20 protein-coding genes are annotated in these 26,149 nt (G+C 37.9%); 15 read left to right on the forward strand and 5 right to left on the reverse strand.

What is annotated here, in order from left to right:
- Positions 1-81: 81 nt before the first annotated feature.
- The gene (locus GNP81_RS17220; protein ID WP_155674013.1) at positions 82-1,713 is read right to left on the reverse strand and encodes a sodium/sugar symporter; all 1,632 of its coding nucleotides are present in this window, start codon (positions 1,711-1,713) and stop codon (positions 82-84) included.
- A gap of 285 nt (positions 1,714-1,998) precedes the next feature.
- On the opposite strand from GNP81_RS17220, the gene galE reads away from it, so the two are divergent.
- From galE to galM, 4 genes are all read left to right on the forward strand, one after another.
- Positions 1,999-3,009: a UDP-glucose 4-epimerase GalE gene (gene galE, locus GNP81_RS17225; protein ID WP_155674012.1), complete on the forward strand. Its 1,011-nt coding sequence runs from the start codon at positions 1,999-2,001 to the stop codon at positions 3,007-3,009.
- A 139-nt stretch (positions 3,010-3,148) separates the two neighbouring features.
- Entirely contained in the window at positions 3,149-4,198 is a 1,050-nt protein-coding gene (locus GNP81_RS17230) for a UDP-glucose--hexose-1-phosphate uridylyltransferase (protein WP_155674011.1), read from the forward strand.
- 152 nt (positions 4,199-4,350) lie between these two features.
- The gene (gene galK, locus GNP81_RS17235; RefSeq protein ID WP_155674010.1) at positions 4,351-5,505 is read left to right on the forward strand and encodes a galactokinase; all 1,155 of its coding nucleotides are present in this window, start codon (positions 4,351-4,353) and stop codon (positions 5,503-5,505) included.
- A gap of 9 nt (positions 5,506-5,514) precedes the next feature.
- Positions 5,515-6,576, forward strand: a complete 1,062-nt coding sequence (galM, locus tag GNP81_RS17240) for a galactose-1-epimerase (protein WP_146863214.1) — start codon at positions 5,515-5,517, stop codon at positions 6,574-6,576.
- A 73-nt stretch (positions 6,577-6,649) separates the two neighbouring features.
- On the opposite strand, the gene GNP81_RS17245 is transcribed toward galM, so the two are convergent.
- Both GNP81_RS17245 and GNP81_RS17250 read right to left on the reverse strand, forming a co-directional pair.
- Positions 6,650-9,700 (reverse strand): efflux RND transporter permease subunit, encoded by a 3,051-nt coding sequence (locus tag GNP81_RS17245; protein WP_155674009.1) that lies wholly within the window; start codon positions 9,698-9,700, stop codon positions 6,650-6,652.
- A gap of 3 nt (positions 9,701-9,703) precedes the next feature.
- On the reverse strand, positions 9,704-10,816 hold the full coding sequence (locus GNP81_RS17250; RefSeq protein WP_155655816.1) for an efflux RND transporter periplasmic adaptor subunit: 1,113 nt from the start codon (positions 10,814-10,816) through the stop codon (positions 9,704-9,706).
- A gap of 170 nt (positions 10,817-10,986) precedes the next feature.
- Between GNP81_RS17250 and GNP81_RS17255 the strand changes: the two genes are divergently transcribed.
- Together GNP81_RS17255 and GNP81_RS17260 are read left to right on the forward strand one after the other, a co-directional pair.
- On the forward strand, positions 10,987-11,598 hold the full coding sequence (locus GNP81_RS17255) for a TetR/AcrR family transcriptional regulator (RefSeq protein WP_155669970.1): 612 nt from the start codon (positions 10,987-10,989) through the stop codon (positions 11,596-11,598).
- Between the two features lie 146 nt (positions 11,599-11,744).
- Positions 11,745-14,339: an ATP-binding protein gene (locus tag GNP81_RS17260; RefSeq protein WP_155674008.1), complete on the forward strand. Its 2,595-nt coding sequence runs from the start codon at positions 11,745-11,747 to the stop codon at positions 14,337-14,339.
- A gap of 28 nt (positions 14,340-14,367) precedes the next feature.
- Here GNP81_RS17260 and GNP81_RS17265 read toward each other — a convergent pair whose 3' ends face one another.
- Positions 14,368-15,366 (reverse strand): substrate-binding domain-containing protein, encoded by a 999-nt coding sequence (locus GNP81_RS17265; RefSeq protein WP_155669966.1) that lies wholly within the window; start codon positions 15,364-15,366, stop codon positions 14,368-14,370.
- A 130-nt stretch (positions 15,367-15,496) separates the two neighbouring features.
- Between GNP81_RS17265 and GNP81_RS17270 the strand changes: the two genes are divergently transcribed.
- From GNP81_RS17270 to GNP81_RS17310, 9 genes are all read left to right on the forward strand, one after another.
- Positions 15,497-15,829, forward strand: coding sequence for a tRNA-binding protein (locus tag GNP81_RS17270; RefSeq protein ID WP_005422363.1), 333 nt, complete (start codon positions 15,497-15,499; stop codon positions 15,827-15,829).
- Between the two features lie 260 nt (positions 15,830-16,089).
- A complete protein-coding gene (locus GNP81_RS17275; RefSeq protein WP_155651656.1) occupies positions 16,090-17,598 on the forward strand; it encodes an alanine/glycine:cation symporter family protein in 1,509 nt (502 codons plus the stop codon).
- A 74-nt stretch (positions 17,599-17,672) separates the two neighbouring features.
- On the forward strand, positions 17,673-18,065 hold the full coding sequence (locus GNP81_RS17280) for an ACT domain-containing protein (protein ID WP_155669964.1): 393 nt from the start codon (positions 17,673-17,675) through the stop codon (positions 18,063-18,065).
- Between the two features lie 80 nt (positions 18,066-18,145).
- Positions 18,146-18,493 (forward strand): RidA family protein, encoded by a 348-nt coding sequence (locus GNP81_RS17285; protein ID WP_011263244.1) that lies wholly within the window; start codon positions 18,146-18,148, stop codon positions 18,491-18,493.
- A 363-nt stretch (positions 18,494-18,856) separates the two neighbouring features.
- Entirely contained in the window at positions 18,857-20,173 is a 1,317-nt protein-coding gene (gene brnQ, locus GNP81_RS17290) for a branched-chain amino acid transport system II carrier protein (protein ID WP_336495470.1), read from the forward strand.
- Positions 20,174-20,247: 74 nt separating this feature from the next.
- On the forward strand, positions 20,248-21,144 hold the full coding sequence (locus tag GNP81_RS17295) for a histone deacetylase family protein (RefSeq protein WP_155674007.1): 897 nt from the start codon (positions 20,248-20,250) through the stop codon (positions 21,142-21,144).
- A gap of 214 nt (positions 21,145-21,358) precedes the next feature.
- A complete protein-coding gene (locus tag GNP81_RS17300) occupies positions 21,359-23,044 on the forward strand; it encodes a GGDEF domain-containing protein (protein ID WP_155669958.1) in 1,686 nt (561 codons plus the stop codon).
- A gap of 275 nt (positions 23,045-23,319) precedes the next feature.
- A complete protein-coding gene (locus tag GNP81_RS17305) occupies positions 23,320-23,751 on the forward strand; it encodes a PTS sugar transporter subunit IIA (protein WP_155672871.1) in 432 nt (143 codons plus the stop codon).
- Positions 23,752-23,768: 17 nt separating this feature from the next.
- Positions 23,769-25,163, forward strand: coding sequence for a PTS fructose transporter subunit IIBC (locus GNP81_RS17310; protein WP_155672870.1), 1,395 nt, complete (start codon positions 23,769-23,771; stop codon positions 25,161-25,163).
- Positions 25,164-25,343: 180 nt separating this feature from the next.
- Here the strand turns inward: GNP81_RS17310 and GNP81_RS17315 are convergent, their stop codons facing one another.
- On the reverse strand, positions 25,344-25,904 hold the full coding sequence (locus tag GNP81_RS17315; RefSeq protein WP_155674006.1) for an HdeD family acid-resistance protein: 561 nt from the start codon (positions 25,902-25,904) through the stop codon (positions 25,344-25,346).
- Positions 25,905-26,149: the final 245 nt, after the last annotated feature.

Raw genomic sequence — 26,149 nt, forward strand, 5'->3', positions numbered from 1 at the left:
ACATTGCAGGCTATTCATATTAATTGCAACCAACTGATAATTAATATGAATAGCCCCATCATTGGATGAGGCTAGAGAAGATTACCAGAATACTGAGTACAGCACTGCAAGAATAATCACAACAACGTAAGCGGCAATATTAAAATTACGTTCTGTCGCAAACATGGAAGAGTCTAATGCGATGGCTTTAGGATCATCATCATGATCTGAGTAACTTAGGCTCGTGAATGCAATCACTGCCATAGTAAACAGAAGTGTGTATAGCATTTGATCCATAAACGGCATGTTTAATGGCATGAACTTTAAGAACAGTGCGAATGGGATTGATACTATTACACCAATAACGGCACCTTTACTGTTGGTTTTCTTCCAGAATAGACCCAGTAAGAAGACCGCTAAGATACCCGGGCTTACTAAGCCTGTGTATTCTTGAATATATTGGAATGCTTGACCAAGGTTACTTAGCATTGGAGCGATTAAACAAGCGACAACTAAAGCAACGATAGCTGAAATACGACCCACATTTACAAGCTTGTGATCGCCTGCTTTTTTACCAACAAACTCTTTGTAGATGTCCATTGTGAAAATGGTAGCCGTTGAGTTCAGCATTGAAGCTAATGATGACACGATTGCTGCGGCTAATGCGGCAAATACAATACCTTTAAATCCAACGGGTAAGAATTGTGTTAGCCATGGATAAGCTTTATCCGCATGAGCAAGCGTAGGAACGTTGGACGTTGCAATGCTTCCAAGTTGCGACATTAGTTCTGGAGAGGAGGTAATTACGTAAGCGGCGATACCCGGAACGACTACAAGGAATGGTACGAGTAATTTTAAGAAAGCCGCGAAAATAATCCCTTTTTGAGCTTCAGCAATAGATTTAGCCGCTAATGTTCGTTGGATAATATACTGGTTAAAGCCCCAGTAATATAGGTTTGCAACCCATAGACCACCAATTAGAACGGCAATACCCGGTAAGTTCATATATTGAGGATTACTTTGATCTAAAATCATTTCAAAGTGGCCTGGTGCGGCTGTCGCCATTTTTGATAAACCACTAAACCAACCGTCAGTACCGCCGATGAAATCAACAGCCATGTAAGTGGTTAATAGGCCACCAAGGATCAAGAAGAATACTTGAATCACGTCTGTCCAAACAACCGCTGATAACCCACCGTAAATAGAGTAGGCCAATGCAAATAATGCTAAGCCAATAATAGAGTACATGAGTGGAATACCAAGAATCGTTTGCAGTGCAAGGCCACCTAAGTATAGAACTGAGGTTAGGTTTACAAAGACATATAAGCAAATCCAAAATACCGCCAAAATGGTTTTTAAGTTTTTGTTAAAGCGTTTTTCTACAAATTCTGGAATGGTGTAGATGCCTTTATCGATAAAAATAGGTAAAAAATACTTACCAACAATGATTAAGGTTAGTGCTGCCATCCATTCATAGGAAGCAATCGCTAAACCGATAGAAAAGCCAGAACCTGACATTCCAATAAATTGTTCCGCTGAAATATTAGCGGCGATTAACGATGAACCAACCGCCCACCAAGGTAGAGATTTTCCTGCGAGGAAATAATCTTCTGTACTTTTTTGAGAGCCTTTTTTATCTCTGGATACCCAGAGGCCAACGCCAATAATGATTGCTACATAGAGAGCAAAAACGATGATGTCGACAATACCTAATCCATTTTCTACATGAGACATTGTATTAACCTACCACTTATTGTTTTGATTTGAGGTTGGATTGTAAACGTTTACAATTTTCGTGGTGGTGATAGCTGTCACAAAATGTTACAAATGGCATTATTTTCTTTATTATTTTTTAAGTTGTTGTTTTTAATTAATTATAATTTGATTTGAGTTCTTTGTTAGTTGTATTTATATGGTTTTCTTGCCTTGGTGTAAACGTTTACATTTTTTGAAACTGATCACGATATTATTTTGGAGGCACTGGTAAACTTTACTAAAATCTAGCAGGAAGAGTTGATCATGAAAGTATTAGTTACAGGTGGAATGGGTTATATAGGTAGTCATACGTGTATTCAAATGATTGAAGCGGGTATTGAACCAATCATTTTAGATAATTTGGAAAACAGTAAAGTAGCTGTATTAGATCGTATCGAGGCACTTACTCAAACTCGCCCTGTTTTTTATCAGGGAGACATTCGTGATGAAGCCTTTTTAGATAGTATTTTTGCTGAACACTCTATTTCATCTGTGATCCACTTTGCAGGTTTAAAAGCAGTGGGTGAGTCCGTTGCAAAACCTCTAGAGTATTACGATAACAATGTGAATGGCTCATTGGTATTAGCTCGCTCAATGCGAAAAGCCAACGTAAAAAGCATCGTATTTAGTTCATCTGCAACTGTCTATGGTGATCCTGCCATTGTACCGATTACAGAAAGCTCACCAACAGGCGCAACCACTAACCCGTATGGTCGCAGTAAATACATGGTTGAAGAGTGTTTCTCTGATCTGTTTGATGCCGAGAACGATTGGAGCATTACCTTACTTCGTTATTTCAATCCAGTCGGCGCACACCCATCGGGCACCATGGGAGAAGACCCTCAAGGTATTCCAAATAATCTAATGCCATTTATTGCTCAAGTTGCGGTTGGTCGTCGTGAATCATTGTCTGTATTTGGTAATGATTATCCGACACCAGATGGAACAGGGGTTCGTGATTATATTCATGTGATGGATTTGGCTGATGGGCACATTGCCGCATTAAAAGCGGTGGGTGAAAAATCAGGCCTGCATATTTACAACTTAGGCACTGGTAAAGGCTCAAGTGTATTAGAAATGGTTGAGGCATTTTCTCAAGTATCAGGTAAGCCTGTTCCTTATACCTTATGCCCACGTCGTGCGGGTGATATTGCTGAATGCTGGGCAAGCACGGAAAAAGCCGAAAAAGAACTGGGATGGAAAGCGACTCGCAATATCATGGAAATGAGTGCGGATACATGGCGTTGGCAATCGAATAATCCAAAGGGTTATTGAGAGCTAAAAGATTAAGAGTTCAGAATTCAGATCAGTCGCAAGCTCCTTGACAGAGTTCAGAGAAGAGCATGGTTAGAGCGAGAAATATAAGTATCTGAGTTCATCTGTATTTTATTAAAAAGAATTGAGTATAAAAATTATGTCAAATGTTGAGTTTAACCCAGTTGATCATCCGCATCGCCGTTATAACCCATTAACGGGTCAGTGGATTTTAGTATCCCCACATCGTGCGAAACGTCCGTGGAGTGGTCAAGATGAAAAGCCATCGACAGAGCAACTACCACAATACGATAAAGGCTGTTTTTTATGTCCAACTAACGAGCGTATTTCTGGTGATACTAACCCAGACTACAAAGGCACTTACGTATTTGGTAATGACTTTGCCGCACTGATGACGGATTCTCCTGAAGCGCCGCAATCGTCTAATCCGCTATTTAAAACACAAGGTGTTCGAGGATTAAGTCGAGTGATTTGTTTCTCGCCAGATCACAGTAAAACCTTACCAGAGCTACCTGTAGGTCAAATTCGTAATGTGATTGATACATGGAATGATCAAATTAAGGAGTTAGGAAAAGAATACGTTTGGGTTCAAGCATTTGAGAACAAAGGTGAGACTATGGGGTGTTCTCAACCGCATCCTCACGGTCAAATCTGGGCAAACAGCTTTTTACCTAATGAGATTGAACGTAAAGAAAAACATCTTAAAGAGTATTACCAAGAACACGGTTCAAACTTGTTAGTTGATTATGTTGAATCAGAACTAAAAGATGGCGAGCGCACAGTGGTAGAAACGGAACATTGGATTGCCGTCGTCCCTTATTGGGCTGCATGGCCATTTGAAACCATGTTATTACCAAAAACACACATTCGTCGTATGAGTGAATTAACGGACGAGCAACGTGATGACTTGGCGTTAGCCATTAAAAAATTAACCAGCCGTTACGACAACTTATTCCAGTGTTCATTTCCATATTCAATGGGTTGGCATTATGCACCTTTCTTTGAAGAGGGCACTGACATTGAGCATTGGCAATTACACGCATTGTTTTATCCGCCACTGCTTCGTTCTGCATCGGTTCGTAAGTTTATGGTGGGTTATGAAATGTTAGCCGAAAGCCAACGAGATTTAACTGCAGAGCAAGCCGCGCAAAAACTGCGTGATGTGAGTGATGTGCATTATAAGGATTAGGGACTAACTGCGAGGACGCTTCGCTAAAGGATTCAGGGGTATTTGTTGTGATTATGGTATCTAACAAATGTAACCCTGAAACCAACAAGGGAGCTTGCGACTGATCTGAAACCTAAAAATAGAATTCCCTACAAAATTTTGAGAACAAGACTATGACAAACCTAATTAAAAACGTAAAAGACGCATTCAACTCAGTACTTTCTTACGCTCCAACGCACATTGTTCAAGCACCGGGTCGTGTGAACTTAATTGGTGAGCACACCGATTATAACGATGGCTTTGTATTACCTTGTGCAATTAACTATCAAACGGTAGTGGCAGCAGCAAAGCGTGATGACAACATCGTTCGTGTTGTATCGGTTGATTATGGTAATGAAACGGATGAATTCGATATCACTCAGGAGATCATTTTCCAAGAAAACAAAATGTGGTCGAATTACATTCGTGGCGTAGTGAAGTGTTTAATTGGCCGTGGTTATGAGTTTAAAGGTGCTGATATTTCAGTATCGGGTAACGTACCTCAAGGCGCGGGCCTTAGTTCATCGGCGGCGCTAGAAGTGGTTATTGGTCAGACGTTTAAAGAACTGTATAACCTAAACATTAGCCAAGCAGAAATCGCACTGAATGGCCAGCAAGCAGAGAATGAATTTGTCGGTTGTAATTGCGGCATTATGGATCAAATGATCTCAGCAGAAGGCAACGAAAACCATGCGATGTTATTGGATTGTCGTTCATTAGAAACCACAGCGGTATCCATGCCAGAAGATATGTCAGTAGTTATTATTAATTCAAATAAAAAACGTGGGTTAGTGGATTCTGAATACAATACGCGCCGTGAGCAATGTGAAGAAGCCGCTCGCCTCTTTGGTGTGAAAGCATTGCGTGATGTGACTATTGAAGAATTCAACGCAAAAGCGCATGAATTAGATGAAATGGTCGCAAAACGTGCGCGTCACGTGATTACAGAAAATGATCGTACCGAAGAAGCCGCAAAAGTGTTAGCGTCAGGGGACATGAAACGCATGGCGGTTTTAATGGCTGAATCTCATGCCTCAATGCGTGATGATTTTGAAATCACGGTTAGCGAAGTGGACACCTTGGTTGATATCGTTAAAAACGTGATTGGCGCAGAAGGTGGCGTACGCATGACAGGTGGTGGTTTTGGTGGCTGTATTGTTGCCTTAGTTCCACCAACGTTAGTGGATGAAGTGAAAGCGGCCGTTGAAGAATTATATGAAGCGAAAACAGGCTTAAAAGAATCCATTTATGTTTGCCAAGCAACCAATGGTGCCGGTCTGGTTTTATAAGGAATAAAGATGATAGAACAATCAACATTGTTCGAAACCATGACTCAGGAGGCGACCAGCGATGGTCGCCTTGCTCAGTTATTCGAACTGAAAAATCAACATGGAATGCGTGCCGTATTTATGGATATTGGTGCAACGTGGCTAAGTTGCAAAGTGCCGGTTAAAGGTCAATTACGTGAAGTGTTGTTAGGGCAGTCAAGCATGGCTGATTTTTTAGAACAACAAAGTTATATGGGGGTCACTGTTGGCCGCTACGCAAATCGTATCGCAAATGGCCAATTTAAAATTGATGGTATTAAACATCAAGTTGAAACCAATCAAGCAGGAAACACCTTACACGGCGGGCCTGAAGGGTTTAATAAACGTCGTTGGAACGTGGTAGAAGCAACGGAAAGCAGTGTTGAATTTGGCTTGGTATCATCGGATGGGGATCAAGGTTTTCCCGGTGATCTCGATGTGACCGTAAAATATCAGCTTACTAATGATAATGAAGTAACCATTAGCTACAAAGCGACAACGAATAAGACAACCCCGATTAACTTAACCAATCATGCTTATTTTAATTTACTAGGGGCGGACAGTGAACACTTAGGGATAGATCATATCTTGAGTGTTAATTCTCAAGAGTTTGTACCAACGACAGAGTTTGGTATTCCTAAAGGACAATGGAAACGAGTTAAAAACACGAATTTTGATTTCACTTCACCTAAAGTGATTTCGCAAGATTTCATGCTCGATAAAGACCAAGAAAAAGCCAAGGGATACGATCACTCTTTTGTTCTTGATAAAGCGTGTTCTAAGGGAGAAAGCGCTGCGAGTTTAACTTCTCCAGATAGCTTAGTCACCATGCATGTATTTACGACTAAACCGGCAATGCAGCTGTATACCGGAAATTGGCTCGCTGGTACACCAAATCGAGTGGGAGGGGAGTATCAGGATTATTCTGGTATTGCATTAGAGACCCAATTCCTGCCTGATGCGCTAAATCATCCAGAGTGGGATCACCCAAGTACTATTTTGCAACCAGATGAAACGTATCAACATCAAACTTGCTATCAATTTATTGTTTGATAGTTAAGGTCATTAGATAGAAAAAAGGAGCGATCATTCGCTCCTTTTGATTTAGTTCTTTTTATGAACGATGTTACTCTTCAATGGCTTTGATTCTGAAGAACATCGCATAGAACAATGGAATAACGATTAACGTCAGAATCGTTGCAAATAACAAACCAAACATAATCGTTACCGCCATACTCTTAAAGAATGGGTCAATCAGTAATGGTGCAACCCCTAAGATAGTGGTCAATGCGCCAAGTAATACTGGTCGAGCACGACTTAAAGAAGCGTCGATAATGGCATGATATGGCATCTTACCTTCTCTAATTTCAGCATCCGCTTGGTCTACCAATACAATGGCATTCTTCACCATCATACCAATTAAGCTTAAGAAACCTAATATCGCCATAAACTCAAATGGTGTTTGGAATATGATTAATCCAACCGTTACCCCAATGATAGCAAGTGGTGCGGTTAACCAAATCACGAGAGGCTGACGTAGCGCATTAAACATGAAAATAACCGATAAGATCATTGCAGCAAAACCATAAGGCGCTGAAATTACTAATCCTTCATTCGCATCTTTAGACGCTTTGTATTCACCGTACCAAATTAACTCGTAACCTGCTGGCAGATCGATCGCTTCGATTTTTTGACGAACTTGATTAAATGCATCAGCGGTTAATACGCCCGGAGCGGGGTCCGCTTGCACCAGAATCGTCGGCATTCTATCAATACGACGCAAAATCGCATCTTCCCAAACCACATCAGTGGATTCAACTAATTGGCTAACAGAGATAAAACCACCAACAGCATGGCTGTATACTTCAGTGTTTTCAATTGCACGTTGGTGACTACGCTCTGTTTCTGGTGAGCGTGCCACAATCGGGATAAGATCATTGCCTTCACGATAAACACCAACATTACGTCCAGATAAGGTCTGTGCAATGGCTTGGTTAATTTCTTGTGTTGTTAAACCAAATTGTTGTGCTTTTTCTTCTGAATAGAGAGGACGCAGCACTGGCACTTGTTGACGCCAATCATCTTGAACCGCAATTAACTGTGGATCATTCAACATGATGGTTTTTGCTTGTTCTGCTAGTTGACGAAGTACGGCACTGTCTGGACCTTTAAATCCAGCTTCAATTTTTTTACCACCCCCACGACCCAGCATGAACTTCCATACTTTGATGGATGCATCCGTGTATTTTTCATCAAGTTCACTTTGTAATTCACCCAATAATGGCGCAATGTTTTGGTAATCATCAATATCAATTAATAATTGACCGTAACTTGGATTACGAGCCTCTGGTGAATAGGTCAGCATAAAGCGTAGACCACCGCCACCAACAAAGCTGGTGATGTTAGTAATACCTGCTTTTTGTTTTATGTCTTGCTCAATACTTGCAATAGTTTGCTCTGTACGTTTTATGTCTGAGCCTTGAGGTAAATACACATCAACAACAAATTGTGCACGCTGAGATTCAGGCATAAAACCTGGTGGAATGTATTTTGCCCCATAAATAGAAGTAAATAAGACCATCAATAATAGACTAAGACTAATGACTCGGTGTTTAATTACCCAAGTTAATAGCTGACGATACCAACGACTTACACGGCCAATAGGTGCTTGTGTATCTACTGGTTTTACTTTTAAAAAGTCGTAGCACAACATTGGTGTGATGGTTACGGCAAAGACCCAACTTAGTAGCATAGAGTAAAGAATTACCCAAAATAGTGAACCAGCATATTCACCCATATCTGATGGTGATAAACCAATGGCACTGAATGCACAGATACCTACAACCGTACCACCCAGCAGAGGCCATTTTGTGGCATTAACCACATCAGATACGATGTCATCTCGACTATCATTTGGCGTCGTTTGCAGGCGCACCAAAATACCATCAGTCACAACAATGGCGTTATCCACGAGCATCCCTAATGCGATGATTAAGGCGCCTAATGAAATGCGCTGCATCGCAATGTCTTCAATCAGCATGATGCATAAGGTGCCAGCAACGGTTAGTAGCAATACAAAGCCGATGATGATCCCTGAACGAACTCCCATAAAGAGAAGAAGTACAATAAATACGATCACAACCGCTGCAATCAAGTTATCAATGAAGTTCGTAACCGACGCTCGAACCGAATCTGATTGCATTGAAATAACATTGAGCTCAATACCTAAAGGGCGCTGGTTTTCTAATTCAGCAATGCGTGCTTTTACAGCATCACCCATATTAACCACGTTGCCACCTGCGACATTCGAGATACCAAACCCAACAGCGCGCTGGCCATTGTAGCGAACCATCATGCTTTGTGGCTCTTGATAACCACGAGTTACCGTTGCAATGTCACCTAAACGAAGTACCGCATTATTGTCACCCAGATTGATTTGCAGATTAATCAGATCATTAAACGAGTTCACATTTGAGCTTGGAATAACAGGGATACGCATTGAATCGGTCTCAATGCTGCCTGCAACCGTCACCATGTTTTGTTTTTGTAATACTTGATAGACTTTTTCTGCTGAAACCCCAAACTTAGCCATACGCTCGGCAGACATTTCAATAAAAATGGTCTCTTGGCGTTCACCTAATGTAGCGGTTTTTGCTACACCGGGAACTAATACCAGCTCACGACGAAGATCATCAACATAATCTTGCAGCTGTTTATCACTAAATCCATCACCAGTCACGGCGAAGAATAGGGCATAAACATCTGAGAAATCATCATTAACGATCGATGATCCAGCTCCCGGAGGTAACATGCGTTGTGCATCACCCACTTTGCGACGCAGTTTGTCCCATACTTGTTGCAGCGCGGCTTGACTGCCTGCAAATTCAAGTTTGATCTCGACCGTCACTTCAGACATGCCTTGCTTTGAGACTGACTTTATCTCTTTTACTTCTTGAAGAGACTGAACCGCACCTTCAATAACATCGGTTACTTCATCAGAGACCTCTTGAGCGGTAGCACCAGAATAAGGGGTATTGATTACCGCTTGGCGAATCACAAATTCAGGATCTTCAAATCGTCCAAGTTTTAAGTAGCTTAAATAGCCACCAAATAAAATTAATGCAATAAGCACCCATACCGAGGTACGTTTAGCTATGGTGTAACGAGCGATATCCATACGTTATTCCTCAACCTGCGAAGAAAGCGTGTCAGTATATGGTCTCACTTCCATGCCTTCTTTTAAGCTAGAAGCTCCTGCAATAATAATACGCTCACCAGTATGCAACCCATCGTTAATAACAATTCGATTTGATACTAAAGTTCCAGCGTTAATAGTACGCTTTTGAACTTTATTCTCTTGAGTTACAACCCATACAAATTGACCACCTTGGTTGTCCGGCACAACCGCTGTTAATGGTACAGTAATGAGTAATGACGCTTGATCTTGTTCATCTGAATAAACCGGTACGACTTTAACCGTCATCCCTGGAAGTACATTAACACCACGCAGATCTTCAAATTTAAGAACCACAGGATACGTTTGTGTGATTGGATCCGCTTGTGTTCCATAAGTGCTTAGCACAAGAGGGAAGGTTTCATTACGAAGTGCACTAATTTGAGCGAGTGCTTTAGATCCTTTTAAGTCTCCTAACATCACACTATCAGGAATATGGATTAGCACTTCCAAATCATCAAGGTTATGAACCGTTAATACAGGACTGTTTGCTTGAATTTGCACGTGATTATCGATCATTTTCTTGCCAATGATGCCATCAAATGGTGCATTTAGTTGCGTGTATTCGAGTTGACGTTGAGCTTCATCTAAACGGTTTTTGGCTAATTGATAACGCGTGGTTAATGTATCTAAATCGCTTTTTGCAATTGCTTGGCTTTTTTCATAAATGGCTTTGCCGCGAGTATATTCTGCCTTGCTGTTTTTGTATTCAACTCGAGCTGATTCTAATGCCGTTTGTGCATCACGAGGATCAAGTTGAGCTAATAGTTGTCCTTTTTTAACTTGTTGACCTTCATCAACTAAAACATTAATCACACGTCCGTTCATTCTAAATGCTAAATCAGCACGTTGTGCAGAGCGAACGACACCATTAAAACGCAGTTGTGCGTTAGCACTAGGAGATATGATCTCAGTAAGCGCTGGTCTAATTGTCGGTTGTGAGATCTCTTTAGCTACTTCATTAGTGTCACAACCAGAAATGACTATGGAGCCAACAGCAAGACTTACTGCAATGGCCGTTTTTTTAATTAACATTAATGTAGAAGTGGTAGAACGCATTTACTCAGTCCTCATGAAAGAGCGATTAATCCAATAAATTGATTGAAGGAGTTTTACAATTAAAAAGTAAACTCATGAGTTTATTTTATACATAAAAGTAATAAAGTAAACTCAAAAGTGTACATTTGTTTTAGGAATGGTTAGACTAGCTCATATAGATTGGAGGAGACATGCAAAAGAAACTGACGAGATCACAGCAAAAGCACCTAGATATTATTAATGCAGCAAAAGAAGAATTTATTGAATTTGGCTTTTTAGCCGCAAATATGGATAGGATTACCGCATCTGCAGAGGTTTCTAAACGTACGCTTTATAGACATTTTGAAAGCAAAGAAGTGTTATTTGAATCTGTTTTGACCATTATTAATGATTCAGTGAACGAGAGTGTTTCTTATCATTTTGATCCCGATAAGAGTACAGAAGAACAGTTGATAGAGATAGCTTATAAAGAGATTGATGTTCTTTATAAAACCTATGGTATTGCTTTAGCTCGAACCATTGTGATGGAGTTTTTGCGTCAACCCGAAATGGCAAAAAATCTTATCCAAAACATCTATAGTATCCGTGCGATTACTCAGTGGTTTAGAAGTGCAATTGAAGCGAAAAGGCTCAAAGATGTCGATCCAAAGTTAATGACAGATGTGTATGTAAGTTTGTTTCAAGGCTTGTTTTTTTGGCCTCAAGTGATGCATTTAGATAGCGAACCTCAAGGTGAAGAATTAAGACAAAAAATAGAAACATTAAGCACGATTTTCTTACAGAGTTATGAGTTTGTTGAGTAACCCATTTGTATAAAGATGTAAATATGCACCATATCATTTCAATAATTAATGAGGGAAAGATCAAACTTAGCTGAGTTATTTTACGACAAAGTACTTAAGGCGATTATAGTTAATAATTATATCTACAAATAAAGTGCTAGGTTTTTATGAATAATGATATGTCATTAAAGAAAAAGAGCATTCTCGCGTTAGCTTGCTATGTTTGTTTTTTAATTACGGTTATTGGCAGTATTACTTATTATGTTGTTGAACCTCCTATTCGTGAAAACCTTGAAAATAACCTCAATTTACGTACTCAACTTTTAGCCAGAGAAATTGAAGATCCGCTTAATCATTCTCTTTCAACATTGCATGCTCTTGTTGGTGTAGCTGTGAGTGGTTACTCTAAAGATGTTCTTGAAGATATGATTTATTCTGTTTTCAAAGAAAGTGACGAAATCATAATTAGTGGTGGGATCTGGCCTGAGCCAAATACACTTGAACCATCGAAACAGTTAGCTAGTATTTTCTTTTCACGTGATGATGAAGGAAAAATTAGTTTTATTAATGATTACAACCTTCCAAGTAACACGCCTTATCAACAAGAATCATGGTATACATCGGTTTCACATGAAAACAGTAGCCATAATATTTCATGGTCTGAGGTTTACATTGATCCTTTTACCAAGCAGAAGATGATCACCGCTTCACAACCTTATTTTGAAAATAACCAGTTTGTTGGTGTTGCAACTATTGATATTTCATTGAAAGGATTAATTGGTGTTATTGAATCTCAAGCTGAGAAGCATCAGTTAGGCATATCAATTTACGATGGGCACACAACCATTGCGGAGTATAAGTTTTCCGTTAATAAAAATATGTATGTGGTTGAGCACTTAATGAATGAGTTGAATTGGCAGCTGAAAGTGGTTAATTCAGTTCTTACCGTAGCAGATGAAACTTATGCCCAAGTGGTTAATATTGAGTTTGGTATTGTGCCTATTTTATTGGCTTGTGTGATTTTGGCGTATTACTTTATTAATCGTAGTTTAATTAACCCAATAGTCTTGATTTCACAGCAAGTAAATGAGAGGGAATCAAGCGGAAAAATCGATATTAATTATAGCTATAAAGACGAAATTGGTGATTTGATATATTCGTTTAACCAAAAAACAGAATATTTAGAGATTGAAAAAACAAAAGCAGAAGCATTAGCTAAAGCAAAAAGTTCATTCTTAGCTAACATGTCTCATGAAATTCGAACACCATTAAATGGTATTATTGGTATGTCTGATATCTTAGCTGAAACGGATTTAACACCGGTTCAATCAGAATATGTTGAAACCATTGATACCTCATCACAAACACTGCTTTTATTAATTAATGACATTCTTGATTTATCAAAAATAGAATCTGGAAATTTAGTTATTGTCCCTCAAGAATCAAATGTTGCGGAAGTTGCGTACGATACATTAACTGTGATTTTAAGCAAAGCGACAGAAAAAGGGTTAGCGTTACAAATCGATCTTGCCACTGATTTACCAGATATTGTCATGCTGGACGAGCATCGATTACGTCAAGTATTGATGAATTTGTTATCTAATGCAGTGAAATTTACCCAAGATGGGGCGGTCATTTTATCTATTAATTACCAGCAAAAAGAAAATGGTCGAGGTCTATTATTCTTTTCAGTAAAAGATACGGGCATTGGGATAAGTAAGGATAAGTGTGAGCAGATATTTGAACCATTTACACAAGAAGATAGTTCAATTACTCGTCAGTTTGGTGGAACTGGTTTAGGGCTAGCAATCTGTCGTCAATTAGTTGAAATGCTTGGCGGTGAATTGAAAGTGGATTCTGAAAAAGGTTTTGGAAGTAAATTTCACTTCATATTGGATGTTGAGGTAATTGAGCCTAAGCACAAAGGGTTAGAGCAATACGCTCAATCCCCATGCATCATCATTAGTAATAATGTGCTTTATGCGACCCAGCTTGAAATGGAGTGTAAAAAGTTAGGGATTCATAGTCGAATAATTCAAGCATTAGATTTACAAAATGAATCAATAAGTCAAAGTGATGTGGTTATTTATTGCCAAAAAACATCTACGGAAGCGTTAAGTGATGTTAGGTTAATGAATGAATTGAAGAATCGACCTGCAATTGTTGTATGTAAGAAGCATCAAGATGAAAAAGTTGATTTTGAGAGAACAATTGAAGGCGTGATTACGTATCCATTACTCGGTAAGCGTTTTTATAAGGTAATGAAACAAGCGTTTATGGACAGTGGATCTTTTCATGAAATAGAGTCAGAAAAGACGAAAGGCGATAAGCTAGAAATTGATCAAGTTAAAGAAAAACCGCACGAAATAGGTAATGCCGCTGTTGTTGAAAAAACGGTTCTTGTTGTTGAAGATAACGCGATTAATCAAAAAGTAGCGTCTTTATTACTTAAAAAAGCCGGTTTTTCTGTTGAAATAGCCAATAATGGCCAAGAAGCATTAGATATGGTTATGGCACAAACATCGTCTTATAGTTTAGTACTTATGGACTGTATGATGCCAATAATGGATGGATTTGCGGCTACTGAAGCGATTAGGAAATGGGAAGAAAATCAAGAGAAGAAACGCTTACCTATTATTGCGTTAACAGCGAGTGTTTTCGTTGAAGATATTGATAAATGCTACCAATCAGGAATGGATGATTATGTAGCAAAACCATTTAGAAAAGAATTGATTTTAGAGAAATTAGAAGCGTATACATAATTAAATAAATGATACGCTTCATTAATATTTATTGAGTATGTACTGAATTACGCTTGATAAGTGTCGGTGCATACATTTCTTTGCCTGTCTCTGGTTTTTCGTCTTTTGCTAGAACTAGGGACAGCAGTGCCGCTTGTGTGGCCATCTCGCTAATAGGGTAATCAATGGTCGTTAATTTCGGGTGTACGTATTTAGCAATCAGGCCATTATCGAATCCAACAATGGAAACTTGATCTGGTACCGAAATTCCAGCTTTTTCAAGAGAGGCAATAGCTCCGGCTGCCATATAATCGTTATAACAAACAACACCACTGAATGGCTGTTTAGTTTCAATTAACTGTGTCATTGCTTTTTCACCTCCTTCATCAGTGGGCTCACCTTCGCTTAATAAAGAATTATCAATGGGTAATCCATGTTTATTTAAGGCTTGAGTAAATCCCAGTTTTCGATCAAAGCTGTCATCAATTTGTTGATTTGAATTAATGTAAGCTAATTGTTGGTGACCATTTTCAATGAGATGCTCTGTTGCAAGTGTTGACCCTAATTGATTATCAAGGGATATACATCGATGTGCAATTTGAGGAACGTGACGGTTAATAATGACTAAGCCGGGAACTTCTTTTGCGAATTGAGAGAGTTCGTCATCACTTAGCCCTTTTGAATGGATAATTAGGGATTCACAACGGCTATTAATTAATAATTCAATGGCTTCTTTTTCGACTTGAGCATTATGGTAGCCATTGCCTATCAATAGGTGCTTATTGTTGGTTCTGGCAACGGCATCTACTGCCTTTATGAGAGAGCCAAAGAATGGATCAGAGACATCTGCGACTAATACACCAATCGTGTTGGTACTTTTACTCACTAAAGCACGAGCATTGGCATTGGGCCGATAACCAAGCTTGGTCATGGCTGCATTAACTGATTCTATTGCCGCTTTGCTGGCTTTAGGCGATTTATTTACTACACGAGAAACGGTGGCAACAGATACACCAGCTTCTTTTGCCACGTCTTTAATGGTTGCCATAATGATGCCTTAATTATTATTAATTTGATCTAGTTAAAGTTTTAGTAAACTTTTATTTTGTTTTCTATCTTAATGCAATAGGATTGATTTTGTAAACGTTATCATCAATTGATTGTAAGGATAAATTAAAATGGAAACAATAGCATACGGTGATTTTGCTAAATTAGATATTCGTGTAGGAAAGATCACGGAAGTAAAACGTCATGAAAATGCCGATAAATTATATATCGTTCAAATTGATGTAGGCGAGAGAAGTTTACAGACGGTAACGAGCCTTGTTCCTTATTATACAGAAGAAGAGCTTATGAATAAGCAAGTTGTTGTGCTTTGTAATTTAGCAAAAGCAAAAATGCGTGGTGAAACTTCAGAATGCATGCTGTTATGTGCAGAAACCGATGATGAATCAGAAAGTGTATTACTGACTCCTGAGCGTATGATGTCGACGGGAGTAAAAATCGTTTAATCTGACTTAAATTAAGTGTCATTGTTAATATATGATGGCACTTAGCTTACACCAAACTCTTCAAGCGACTTCTACAGCATAAAAATATAATGATGAAATATGAGGCGGATTATTTATTTGTTAAATTAATGTATACCATTATTTAGTGCTGCATTTCACACTTTCATTCTATTAAAGTTCCTTATTGTTAACTCGCTGTTAACTTTTGGTGTATGGTTGGTTGTATTTTGTACCAACACATACAATGAAAGGGAATTTTTATGCAAGGTGTAGTTGATTTTCTAAATGGAATAATTTGGAGTCCGTTTCTCATCTATTTATGCTTAGGTGCGGGTTTGTTTTATTCAATTCAGACGAGGTTTGTTCAAGTTCGACATTTTAAAGAAATGTGTCGCTTGTTAGTTTCAAATAAAGAATCAAGTAAAGGAATTAGTTCATTTCAAGCATTAGCAGTATCTTTATCTGGACGTGTAGGCACGGGTAATATCGCCGGTGTTGCTGCAGCGATTGGTTTTGGTGGTCCCGGAGCCGTCTTTTGGATGTGGGTTGTTGCCTTTCTAGGTGCTGCGACAGCTTATGCTGAATCCACTCTTGCTCAAATCTATAAAGAAGAAGATGAAGGGCAGTTCCGTGGTGGCCCTGCTTATTACATAGAGAAAGCAATGGGACAAAAATGGTATGCGTGGATTTTTGCTATCGCAACTATTTTTGCTTGTGGTGTGTTACTCCCGGGGGTTCAATCAAATAGTATTGGCAATGCAGTCGAAACCGCGTTTGGCTCCGGTAGCATGATTGACACTGGGCTTGGTGTATTCAGCTTTGCTAAGATCTTCACTGGTGCAGTTATTTCGATAATTCTTGGTTTCATCATTTTTGGTGGTGTGAAACGTATCGCCAATTTCACGCAAATTGTCGTACCGTTTATGGCTTTGGCTTATATTATCTTAGCGTTTGTGATTATTCTGTTGAACATTAATGAAGTTCCAGCGATTTTTGCAATGATCATTGGTGATGCATTTACACCAATGGCAGGATTTGGTGCAGCCATCGGTTGGGGGGTTAAGCGAGGTGTTTATTCAAACGAAGCGGGTCAAGGTACTGGTCCACATGCTGCTGCTGCGGCAAGTGTTGAGCATCCTGCACAGCAAGGGTTAGTTCAGTCATTCTCTATTTACATTGATACATTGCTAGTTTGTTCTGCTACAGCATTTATGATTTTAATTACTGGCGCTTATAATGTACATGGTAGTGGAGAAGGTGTTTTCTTAGTTCAAAATATTTCAGAAACTATTGGTGCAAATGGCCCTATGTTCACTCAAATGGCAATTGAAAGCACTCTACCTGGTATCGGAAAAATCTTTATTGCTTTTGCATTATTCTTTTTCGCATTCACGACAATTTTAGCTTATTACTATATTGCCGAAACGAACATTGCTTATATACGTCGAACATTAAAAATTGACGGAATGATGTTTGTTCTTAAAGTGGTGATTATGTCTGCAGTATTCTACGGAACGATTAAAACGGCGAATCTTGCTTGGGCTATGGGTGATGTCGGTGTTGGGGTAATGGCTTGGCTAAATATCATCGGTATTCTGATTATTTTCTTCTTGTCAAAACCTGCATTAAAAGCGCTAAAAGATTATGAAGAACAGCAAAAACAAGGTGTAAAGAGTTTTACGTTTGACCCTGTAAAATTAGGCATTAAAGGTGCAACGTATTGGGAACAAAAATTAGAAAGAAACAAAAATAAAGCCAGAGAAAAATAAATATTGTTATCTAAACTAAGAAAAATGCCGTTAATGTAACGGCATTTTTTATTGTAATTTGCATGGAGAACAACATGTCAGGGATTTTTGAATTAGATGAACTGCTTAGAACAATGAAGCCAGAATTGTTAACTCAAGAGTATGTGTTTTGTAGTGTGAAAGGGGAGCTGAAAGAATATATTAGCTTAAACCCTATCGGGACTTTTGTTGAGCAAGAAGGATTAACGTTAGTTTTAGAGAAAGACGTTGCTCTTAAGGAAAACATTCCATTTGATGGGGTATTTCGTCAAATAACGTTAACGGTTCATTCAAGTTTAGATGCTGTAGGCCTCACTGCCGCTGTTTCAACTAAATTAGCATCAAAAGGGATAAGTGCGAATGTCGTGGCTGCGTTTTATCATGATCATATTTTTGTTCCATCTAGCAAGGCTGAGTTGGCATTATCAGCGTTAAAAGAGATTGAATAATCACTATACATTTTATATGGCATTGCTAATGCCTATGGTAAAATCAGGGCACATTTGTTTGTTAACCAAGAAGTATAAACATGGATATTCAACGTATTAACCCAAGTGAAAAATGGTCTGATGTAACAGTATTTAATAAAATGGCTCATTTTGTCGAAGTAGCAGAAGATGAAACGGCAGATATGCTAGGACAAACTGAGCAAGTATTCGCTCAAGCTGAAGCGATGCTAGCAAGTGTAAATAGTGATAAGTCTCGTTTGGTATCGGTTACTATTTATGTGACTGATTTTGCTAATTTAGCCGTATTTAATGAAGCATGGATAAAGTGGTTACCAGAAGGGTGTGCTCCAAGCCGTGCGTGTTTAAAAGTAGAGCTTGCTGATCCTAATTACCTAGTTGAAATCGCATTCGTTGCTGCAGTGAAGTAATGATTATGTCGCTAAATAGGAAGACTATTTAGTGGCATAAATACAGATTTATTCAGTTGTTGTTTGCTCTTGTTTATAATGAAATGCTTATTATCAATAAATATGCTTTACAATCTTCGGGCTTTGATTTAGTTTAACAACAATTATTTTATAGAGTGTATAACTTATGTTTACGAACATTAAAAACAATCTGGCTGCTTATCAAGCAGAATCGAGCAAGATTGCTTATACACTTGTCTCTGTCGTCGTTGTCATTCACTGATACTGACGGCTTTTTTATTCGTCAGTTAGGCTGGCGGATAGAGCACTCCTTTTATATCTTCTAGCCCAACTGATACCAAGTAAACTTATAAGGTATGTTGTGTGAACAGAAGAGATCTCGCTGCTATTGGCTTTATGACCTTCGCCTTGTTTTTAGGTGCTGGCAATCTAATTTATCCACCATTAATGGCTCAACAAGCTGGTGAAAACTGGTTAGTCGCTATCGTCGGCTTTCTATTAACAGCTGTTGGTCTACCTGCATTTACACTTGTCGTGTTAGGGCGTTTATCTTCTGCTGATAAATTAACAGCGCTATTACCTAAATGGATGGATCGTTCATTTTGGTTTTTAGTTTTAACCACTTTAGGCCCTGCATTTGTATTACCTCGAGCTGTCACTGTTGCCTACGAAATGGGCGTGAAACCTTTCTATTCTGGTAATGGTTTAATGGTTTTTTCTGCTCTATTTTGTGCATTAACATTATGGTTAGCGTTAAAACCAGGTAAGTTAGTGGATTATATTGGTAAAGTGATGACACCGGCCTTAATAGCGATGTTAGCAGTATTGGTTATTGCAGCATTAGTGAATCCTTTAGGGGAACCAAGCCAAGCAATTGAGGTTTATCAACAAGCACCTACGGTGAATGGCTTAATTCAGGGGTACATGACATTAGATGCTATCGCTGCTGTTGCGTTTGGTTGGGTGATTATTCAAACTATTCGTAGTAAAGGGATTGAAGATAAAAAAGCGATTTCTTATTACACTATTCGTATTGCGGTTATTTATTCTGTTTTAATGTCGTTATGCTATTTAGCGATGGGCTACTTGGGTTCTACCTCATCTGAAATTGCACCAAGTGCAACCAATGGTGGTGAGATCTTAACGCGTTATGCGGCAGGTGAGTTTGGTATGTTAGGCCAAATTCTATTAGCTGCGATTACACTTATGGCGTGCTTAACTACAACTATCGGCCTAACAAATGCTAATTCAGAGTATTATAAAAATACTTACGGGGTTACATTCAAAGTTAGTGCTACTGTGATCATGGTGCTAACGGCGATCATTTCAAACTTTGGTTTAGAAACGATTATTGAAGTAAGTTTACCTGCTATTTTAATTTTGTGTCCTATTGCTATTTCATTGATTATTGCGATGGTGTTAATTTCTGAAAAATCGGAATCAAATACACCAACGATTTCAATGAGTCATACTGTAGTTGTATGTATTGCAGCATTGTTTGGTACGATTGATGCCTTACATATTTTAGGTAAGTTACCTGAGGGAATTACTGCGTTTTGTGAACAATGGCTACCGTTGTTCTCATCACATACATCTTGGTTATTGCCTGTATTTATAACTATTTTTGTTCATAAGCTGTTTAATAAAACAATGATAAAGAACGTTGCAGTAAATAATTAGTATTATTTTGTGTATTGATAAAGAGCAGCCATAATGGTTGCTCTTTTGGTTTTAGAATAGGGATCTTTTCGTACATGTTGGCGTTAATTTATCATCCGATATATTCTCAGTTGGCTCTGCCTGATGGACATCGATATCCTATCCAAAAATATCAGCGTTTGTATCAAGCCATTCAACCTCATTATTCTGATGAGGTTTATCGATGTTTTGAACCAATACCGTTATCTATTGAAGCACTTAAACAAGTACATGAAGAAAACTATGTAAATGCGTTAATTACAGGAACTTTACCTGCAGCAAAAATGCGACGTATTGGTTTTCCTTGGAGCGAATCATTAATAGAGAGAACACTGCTGTCAGCCTCTGGTACTTGTCTAACCGTTGATAAGGCAATTGAGAGTGGTATTGCTATACATTTAAGCGGTGGCTACCATCATGCTCATTATGATTTTGGAAGCGGCTTTTGCTTAGTTAATGATTTAGTTATTGCAGCACAGCACGGATTAAAGCAAGACAGCATAGATAAAGTATTAATCATCGATAGTGATGTACATCATGGAGATGGAACCGCGACACTATGTGCTGATAGAAATGACATCATTACGCTTTCTTTTCATTGTGATAAAAACTTTCCTGCGCGAAAACCCATGTCTGATTATGATGTTCCTTTGCCCATTGGCACACAAGATAAGGCATTTTTAGAGGCCTTTAAGCAAGTTGTTGAAATGGCAATTAATCATCATCAACCTGACCTCATTATTTATGATGCAGGTGTAGATATTCATATTGATGACGAATTGGGTTATTTAAGTGTATCAACAGAAGGTCTATACCAACGAGATAGATTTATGAAAAGTATTGCAACACAAAAGGGGATCCCTATTGCTTGTGTTGTTGGTGGTGGATACAGGGGTAACCACGAAGACTTAGTTGAACCTCATTTGCAATTGATACGTGCATTTGTCAGCTAAGTTTCAATAAAGCATGTGACACTGTCACTATCTTAACAAGAGAGGAGTGGGGTGCTGTTGGTTGTAAAGAAATAGATTATATCATTTAATTAACTTTATGATTTAATAGCTTATTTTCTTTTTAAGCGTTTGTTTTGTCATCTGGTTTTTTCTTTATTTTTGTATTGTTATGAAAAATAAAAGCGTATACTCCTTTCTTTTTTTAAAAACCAAAATGAAAAAATTAATCTTGCTGATTGCTGGGATCACCATTATTTCAGTTGCGACAGCTTTTGTTGTGAATGAAACGCTTCATTCCCATGATGTTAGTGATAGATCTGTTGATTATAAGAAGCAGCTCATTGAACTATCAACGTTGTGTAAGCCACTTGAATGCCAAGTTATTGCTGATTTTAACCGCTTTAGTAAAAACGAATATCAGCATAATATTGAAGATATAGCTGAAAGTATTCGACCAATTATTAACTATCAAAATGGTCCTAAAATTGGTACAGCAATCTTAAATATTGCATTACAAGATGGTCATCTAAATGAAGATTTCCAATTATTAGTTTTAGATAAAATAGCTACGCTACGATATAAAGATAATGATCTTTATGGAATGATCGATCCATCATTAAAATATATAGACATTGCTCATGAAAGTGGAGATGAATTAAAAGTTGCCACTGGAGAATTTAGCTTGGCATTAATTATTACTTATTTTAAAGGTTATGATTTTGCAAATAAAATAATTAATTCTATTCAATATAAAGATAGCTCAGATGATTGGAAAAAATTAAAAACTAGAGCAATATTAAGCTTAGCTGAAAATAAATTAGCAATAAATAAACCAAGGAGAGCATTGGATCTTCTTGAAAATGTAGATAAATATCAAGCTGCATATAATGAGGAGGATTGGCGTGATTATCATGTCTATCTATTATCTTTGAAAGCAGAAGCTTATGATGAAATCGGTTTAATTGATAAAGCAAATCAGTGTTTAACACTTGCTCAATCAGAATTAGAGAAAGATAAAGTTAGTTTATTACTAGATAAGCACATATTAATAAGAGTAATAGAGTTTAAATTAGCATTGAAAAATGAGAATTACTCATTAATTGAAAATAAAAAAGAAGACTTATTAAAAATTGCAGACAGAACCAATCAAATAAGATTTACGAAATTAGTGTATTCAACTCTTTTTGATTACTATCTTAAAACGAATAATACAACTGAATTTTATCATTTAAATAAAAGATATAATGCTGTACGTGATGAAAGACAGAGCGCTAGTTATCATCTTTTAATCTCAAATAAATTAAAGCAAAGTGAAAATAGTCATTTGAATGAAGACCATCAACAATCGTTGTTATTTTTGAAAATTGCATTTGTGATACTGCTTGTTATCTCATCGTTATTATTAGTGATGATAGTTAAAATAAAATATTTGAATATTGAAACGTATACGGATCCACTAACTCGTTCATTAAACCGAAGAAAGTTTATGATTGATTATGAGGAGATTTTACAAAAGAATCATGCTTTTTTAATTGTAGATATTGATGACTTTAAGGCTATCAATGATCGATTTGGTCATGAGGTTGGAGATGAGGTTCTAGAAAAAGTCGCTAGTGAAATAGCATTCATACTTGGAAGGGATCATTATCATTATCGGATCGGTGGTGAAGAATTTGTTGTTCTTTTTACTTTGATAGAGCCTCAAGCTTGTATTGAATTATCGGAAGATATTCGTAGGCGTGTTGAGAGTCTGAAATGGAGCCATGATTTAAAAGTAACCATTAGTGGTGGGTTGAGTTTTTCAAGTAAAGATAAAAACACGTATAAATCAGCCGATGAATTACTTTATAACGCAAAGCGTATGACTAAAAATGTTATTTTGAATGATCAGTTTCTTTAAGTAACTCTGAATCTAATAAGTCGATTTAGCCGCTAATTTAAGTTAGCGGCTTTTTTATGTGTGTAATTGTTACTGAACTCACACTTTGGATCTGAGGGTACAAAAGTCCAGTAAATGCTTGAAATATCAACTTACCAATCTTGTTCTAAATTCATATCATCTTCCTATCGAATAAAACCATATAACTTATAAGGTAATATTTTGTTTTTAACCTTTTGAATTTTAATGGTTTTAATTTTTTTGCTTTGACTCTTTTATGAGTGTAGGAAATAAAAATGATCACATCATTAGTTAATACAGATTTAATTACACTGGATTTAAAATCAACCACAAAAGACGGTGTTTTTGCCGAACTAGCTGAAACTCTGTTTCAAAATGGCCGAATTAATAATAAAGAGAATTTTTTAACTGATATTTATGCTCGTGAAGCGCAATGCGTAACTAGCGACATGGGAATTGCTTATCCTCATGCAAAAAGCTCAGCTGTTACCTCTCCGGCAATCGCCGTTGGTGTATCGAAAGAGGCGATTGAATATCAAGCTGATGATGAACAACCAAGCGTATTTTTTATGATTGCATCACCTGAAAGCGGTGACCACCACATTTATGCACTACAAGCGTTATTTGAAAAGTTTGGTGATGACCTGATTGCAGATATGCAAAAAGCGACAACTAAGCAACAAATTTTAGACCTATTGACTAACTAACTTTTAGGATTACTTTTATGTCAACGATGACTGCAACGCATAATCAAAGTGATTGGAAACAAACACTATCAAAATTAAAAGGACACTTACTTTTTGGTACTTCTCACATGCTTCCATTCGTGGTTGCTGGTGGGGTTTTGTTAGCTTTAGCGGTAATGGCTACAGGTAAAGGTGCGGTTCCTGATACAGGTATCTTAGCGGATATTTCAACCATTGCGATTAAAGGGTTGGTTCTTTTTCCAATCATTCTTGGTGGTTTTATTGGTTACTCAATTGCAGATAAACCAGCATTAGCGCCTGCATTTATTGCATCAGGCATTATGGCTGATTTAGGTGGTGGTTTCCTTGGTTGTATCGTTGCCGGTTTCATTGCTGGTGGTGTGGTTCTTCAACTTAAGAAACTTCCTATTCCTGCTCATTTAAGTGCGTTAGGTGTGTACTTTATCTATCCTCTAGTTGGTACATTAGTATCTGCTGGTATCGTAATGTGGGGCTTAGGTGCTGCTATCTCTTCTTTCATGGTTGGCATGAATGAATTCCTAGCATCAATGGCGGGTTCTTCTAAAGCGGTTTTAGGTGCGATTCTTGGTGGTATGACGGCGTTCGATATGGGTGGTCCAATCAACAAAGTAGCAACACTATTTGCTCAAACACAAGTAAACACGCAACCATGGTTAATGGGCGGCGTTGGTATCGCGATTTGTACTCCACCACTAGGTATGGCGCTTGCAACATTCTTATTTAAGAAGAAATTCTCTAAAGAAGAGCAAGAAGCAGGTAAAGCAGCAGCTATCATGGGTTCAATTGGTATATCTGAAGGTGCAATCCCATTCGCAGCAAACGATCCAGTACGTGTTTTACCATCTATCGTAATTGGCGGTATGGTTGGTTGTGTGTTTGGTTTCTTAACTGACGTATTACTTCATGCTCCATGGGGTGGTTTAATTACAGCTCCTGTATCTAGTAACATTCCAATGTATGTTGTCGGTATTGCTCTAGGTTCATTAACAACAGCATTAATTGTAGGTTTCTGGAAACCAGTTGTTGAAGAAGAGGCGGAATTAGCAACAGCAGCTCCAGTTCAAGCCCCAACAGCTGCACCAGTAGCAGGTGAAGGTGAATACGATGTGTTAGCTGTGACTTGTTGTCCTTCAGGTGTCGCACACACATTCATGGCAGCAAAAGCACTAGAGAAAGCAGGTGCAGCAGCTGGCATCAAGATTAAAGTTGAAACTCAAGGTTCTAACGGTCTGGTGAATAAACTGACAGCAAAAGATGTTGCGAATGCTAAGTTCATCATCCTTGCTCATGATATTCCAGTAAAAGAATCTGACCGTTTCGCTAACATTCGCCAAGTTGAATGTTCAACGAAAGAAGCAATGAAGAATGCGTTAACTCTGATTCAGGGTTAATAGAAAAACAGAAGAGATTAACCATCTTCTCTGAATAAAATCTCCTAATTAAAAGCCTCTTATCCCCCAAGAGGCTTTTTTGTTATTTACAATAAAAAGCCCGTATTATAAGAATACAGGCTATATCTTTTAAGTTAAGTAGTTCAAATGCAGACCAACAATCTGTTTAGAACCGTATTTCTATGCTTTTAACGCTTTTCTGATTCGTAAACCGATAAAAAGAAAGCTCATTCCTTCAAATATTAGTGATACACCAACAAAAGTGCCTAATAGTGATAACGAGAACTCAGGGTTATCTAAAAGGAAGAAGAAATACCCACCAATAGCAACAGAAAGCAATCCACTCAATATAACCATGCCGCTACCAGGTAGATTTTTATTGGTAAATCCGAAAATCATACGTGTTAAGCCATTAAATATCATAACTACAATCATGATAGTAGTTATGGTCATAAGGCCTTCTAGTGGCTTAAAGAGAATAAATAAAGCACCAACAATATAAAATAAAGCACTTAATACATACCATAACTTTTCTTTCCATGCGTGAATACGGAACGTATGGTATACCTGAACTAAACCTGTGATTAACAATACAATACCAATTAATGTCGAAATGGTTACACCAGCCATTACTGGTAGGCTCGTCGCTCCTAAACCTGCTAGCGTAACTATTAGGCCTACAGCAATAAAATATTTCCAACTTTTTGAAATTAAAGCCTGACTTGGTGTTTGATTTTTCATTTTAACCTCTGAGTTAAATAAATGAGACATCAGTAGTGTAGTTGATAAATGTGATATTGATCACGATACAAACTTAGTTTTCATATTTAGTCATAATGTATAAAATTTAGTCTGATTGAATAAGAATAGAACGTAAATGAAGTAGGGATGCAGACGATGTTTATTTTATGAACTAGACCTATACTAAAATAGTTCTTGTAGAAATAGATCAAGAGCTTAAACTCATTTTTTAGCAGACGTATGTA

It is taken from the genome of Aliivibrio fischeri, assembly GCF_009727955.1.
Taxonomy (GTDB): Bacteria; Pseudomonadota; Gammaproteobacteria; order Enterobacterales; family Vibrionaceae; genus Aliivibrio; species Aliivibrio fischeri_A.

What these genes read in the sequence shown, in the direction of transcription:
- GNP81_RS17230 (WP_155674011.1), top strand. Translation starts at nt 3,149, where the DNA reads ATGTCAAATGTTGAGTTTAACCCAGTTGATCATCCGCATCGCCGTTAT.
- galK (WP_155674010.1), top strand. Translation starts at nt 4,351, where the DNA reads ATGACAAACCTAATTAAAAACGTAAAAGACGCATTCAACTCAGTACTT.
- GNP81_RS17275 (WP_155651656.1), top strand. Translation starts at nt 16,090, where the DNA reads ATGCAAGGTGTAGTTGATTTTCTAAATGGAATAATTTGGAGTCCGTTT.
- GNP81_RS17305 (WP_155672871.1), top strand. Translation starts at nt 23,320, where the DNA reads ATGATCACATCATTAGTTAATACAGATTTAATTACACTGGATTTAAAA.
- GNP81_RS17300 (WP_155669958.1), top strand. Translation starts at nt 21,359, where the DNA reads ATGAAAAAATTAATCTTGCTGATTGCTGGGATCACCATTATTTCAGTT.
- GNP81_RS17270 (WP_005422363.1), top strand. Translation starts at nt 15,497, where the DNA reads ATGGAAACAATAGCATACGGTGATTTTGCTAAATTAGATATTCGTGTA.
- GNP81_RS17315 (WP_155674006.1), bottom strand. Translation starts at nt 25,904, where the DNA reads ATGAAAAATCAAACACCAAGTCAGGCTTTAATTTCAAAAAGTTGGAAA.
- GNP81_RS17260 (WP_155674008.1), top strand. Translation starts at nt 11,745, where the DNA reads ATGAATAATGATATGTCATTAAAGAAAAAGAGCATTCTCGCGTTAGCT.
- GNP81_RS17255 (WP_155669970.1), top strand. Translation starts at nt 10,987, where the DNA reads ATGCAAAAGAAACTGACGAGATCACAGCAAAAGCACCTAGATATTATT.
- GNP81_RS17220 (WP_155674013.1), bottom strand. Translation starts at nt 1,713, where the DNA reads ATGTCTCATGTAGAAAATGGATTAGGTATTGTCGACATCATCGTTTTT.
- GNP81_RS17265 (WP_155669966.1), bottom strand. Translation starts at nt 15,366, where the DNA reads ATGGCAACCATTAAAGACGTGGCAAAAGAAGCTGGTGTATCTGTTGCC.
- GNP81_RS17310 (WP_155672870.1), top strand. Translation starts at nt 23,769, where the DNA reads ATGTCAACGATGACTGCAACGCATAATCAAAGTGATTGGAAACAAACA.
- GNP81_RS17295 (WP_155674007.1), top strand. Translation starts at nt 20,248, where the DNA reads ATGTTGGCGTTAATTTATCATCCGATATATTCTCAGTTGGCTCTGCCT.
- GNP81_RS17245 (WP_155674009.1), bottom strand. Translation starts at nt 9,700, where the DNA reads ATGGATATCGCTCGTTACACCATAGCTAAACGTACCTCGGTATGGGTG.
- GNP81_RS17280 (WP_155669964.1), top strand. Translation starts at nt 17,673, where the DNA reads ATGTCAGGGATTTTTGAATTAGATGAACTGCTTAGAACAATGAAGCCA.
- GNP81_RS17285 (WP_011263244.1), top strand. Translation starts at nt 18,146, where the DNA reads ATGGATATTCAACGTATTAACCCAAGTGAAAAATGGTCTGATGTAACA.
- galM (WP_146863214.1), top strand. Translation starts at nt 5,515, where the DNA reads ATGATAGAACAATCAACATTGTTCGAAACCATGACTCAGGAGGCGACC.
- GNP81_RS17250 (WP_155655816.1), bottom strand. Translation starts at nt 10,816, where the DNA reads ATGCGTTCTACCACTTCTACATTAATGTTAATTAAAAAAACGGCCATT.
- galE (WP_155674012.1), top strand. Translation starts at nt 1,999, where the DNA reads ATGAAAGTATTAGTTACAGGTGGAATGGGTTATATAGGTAGTCATACG.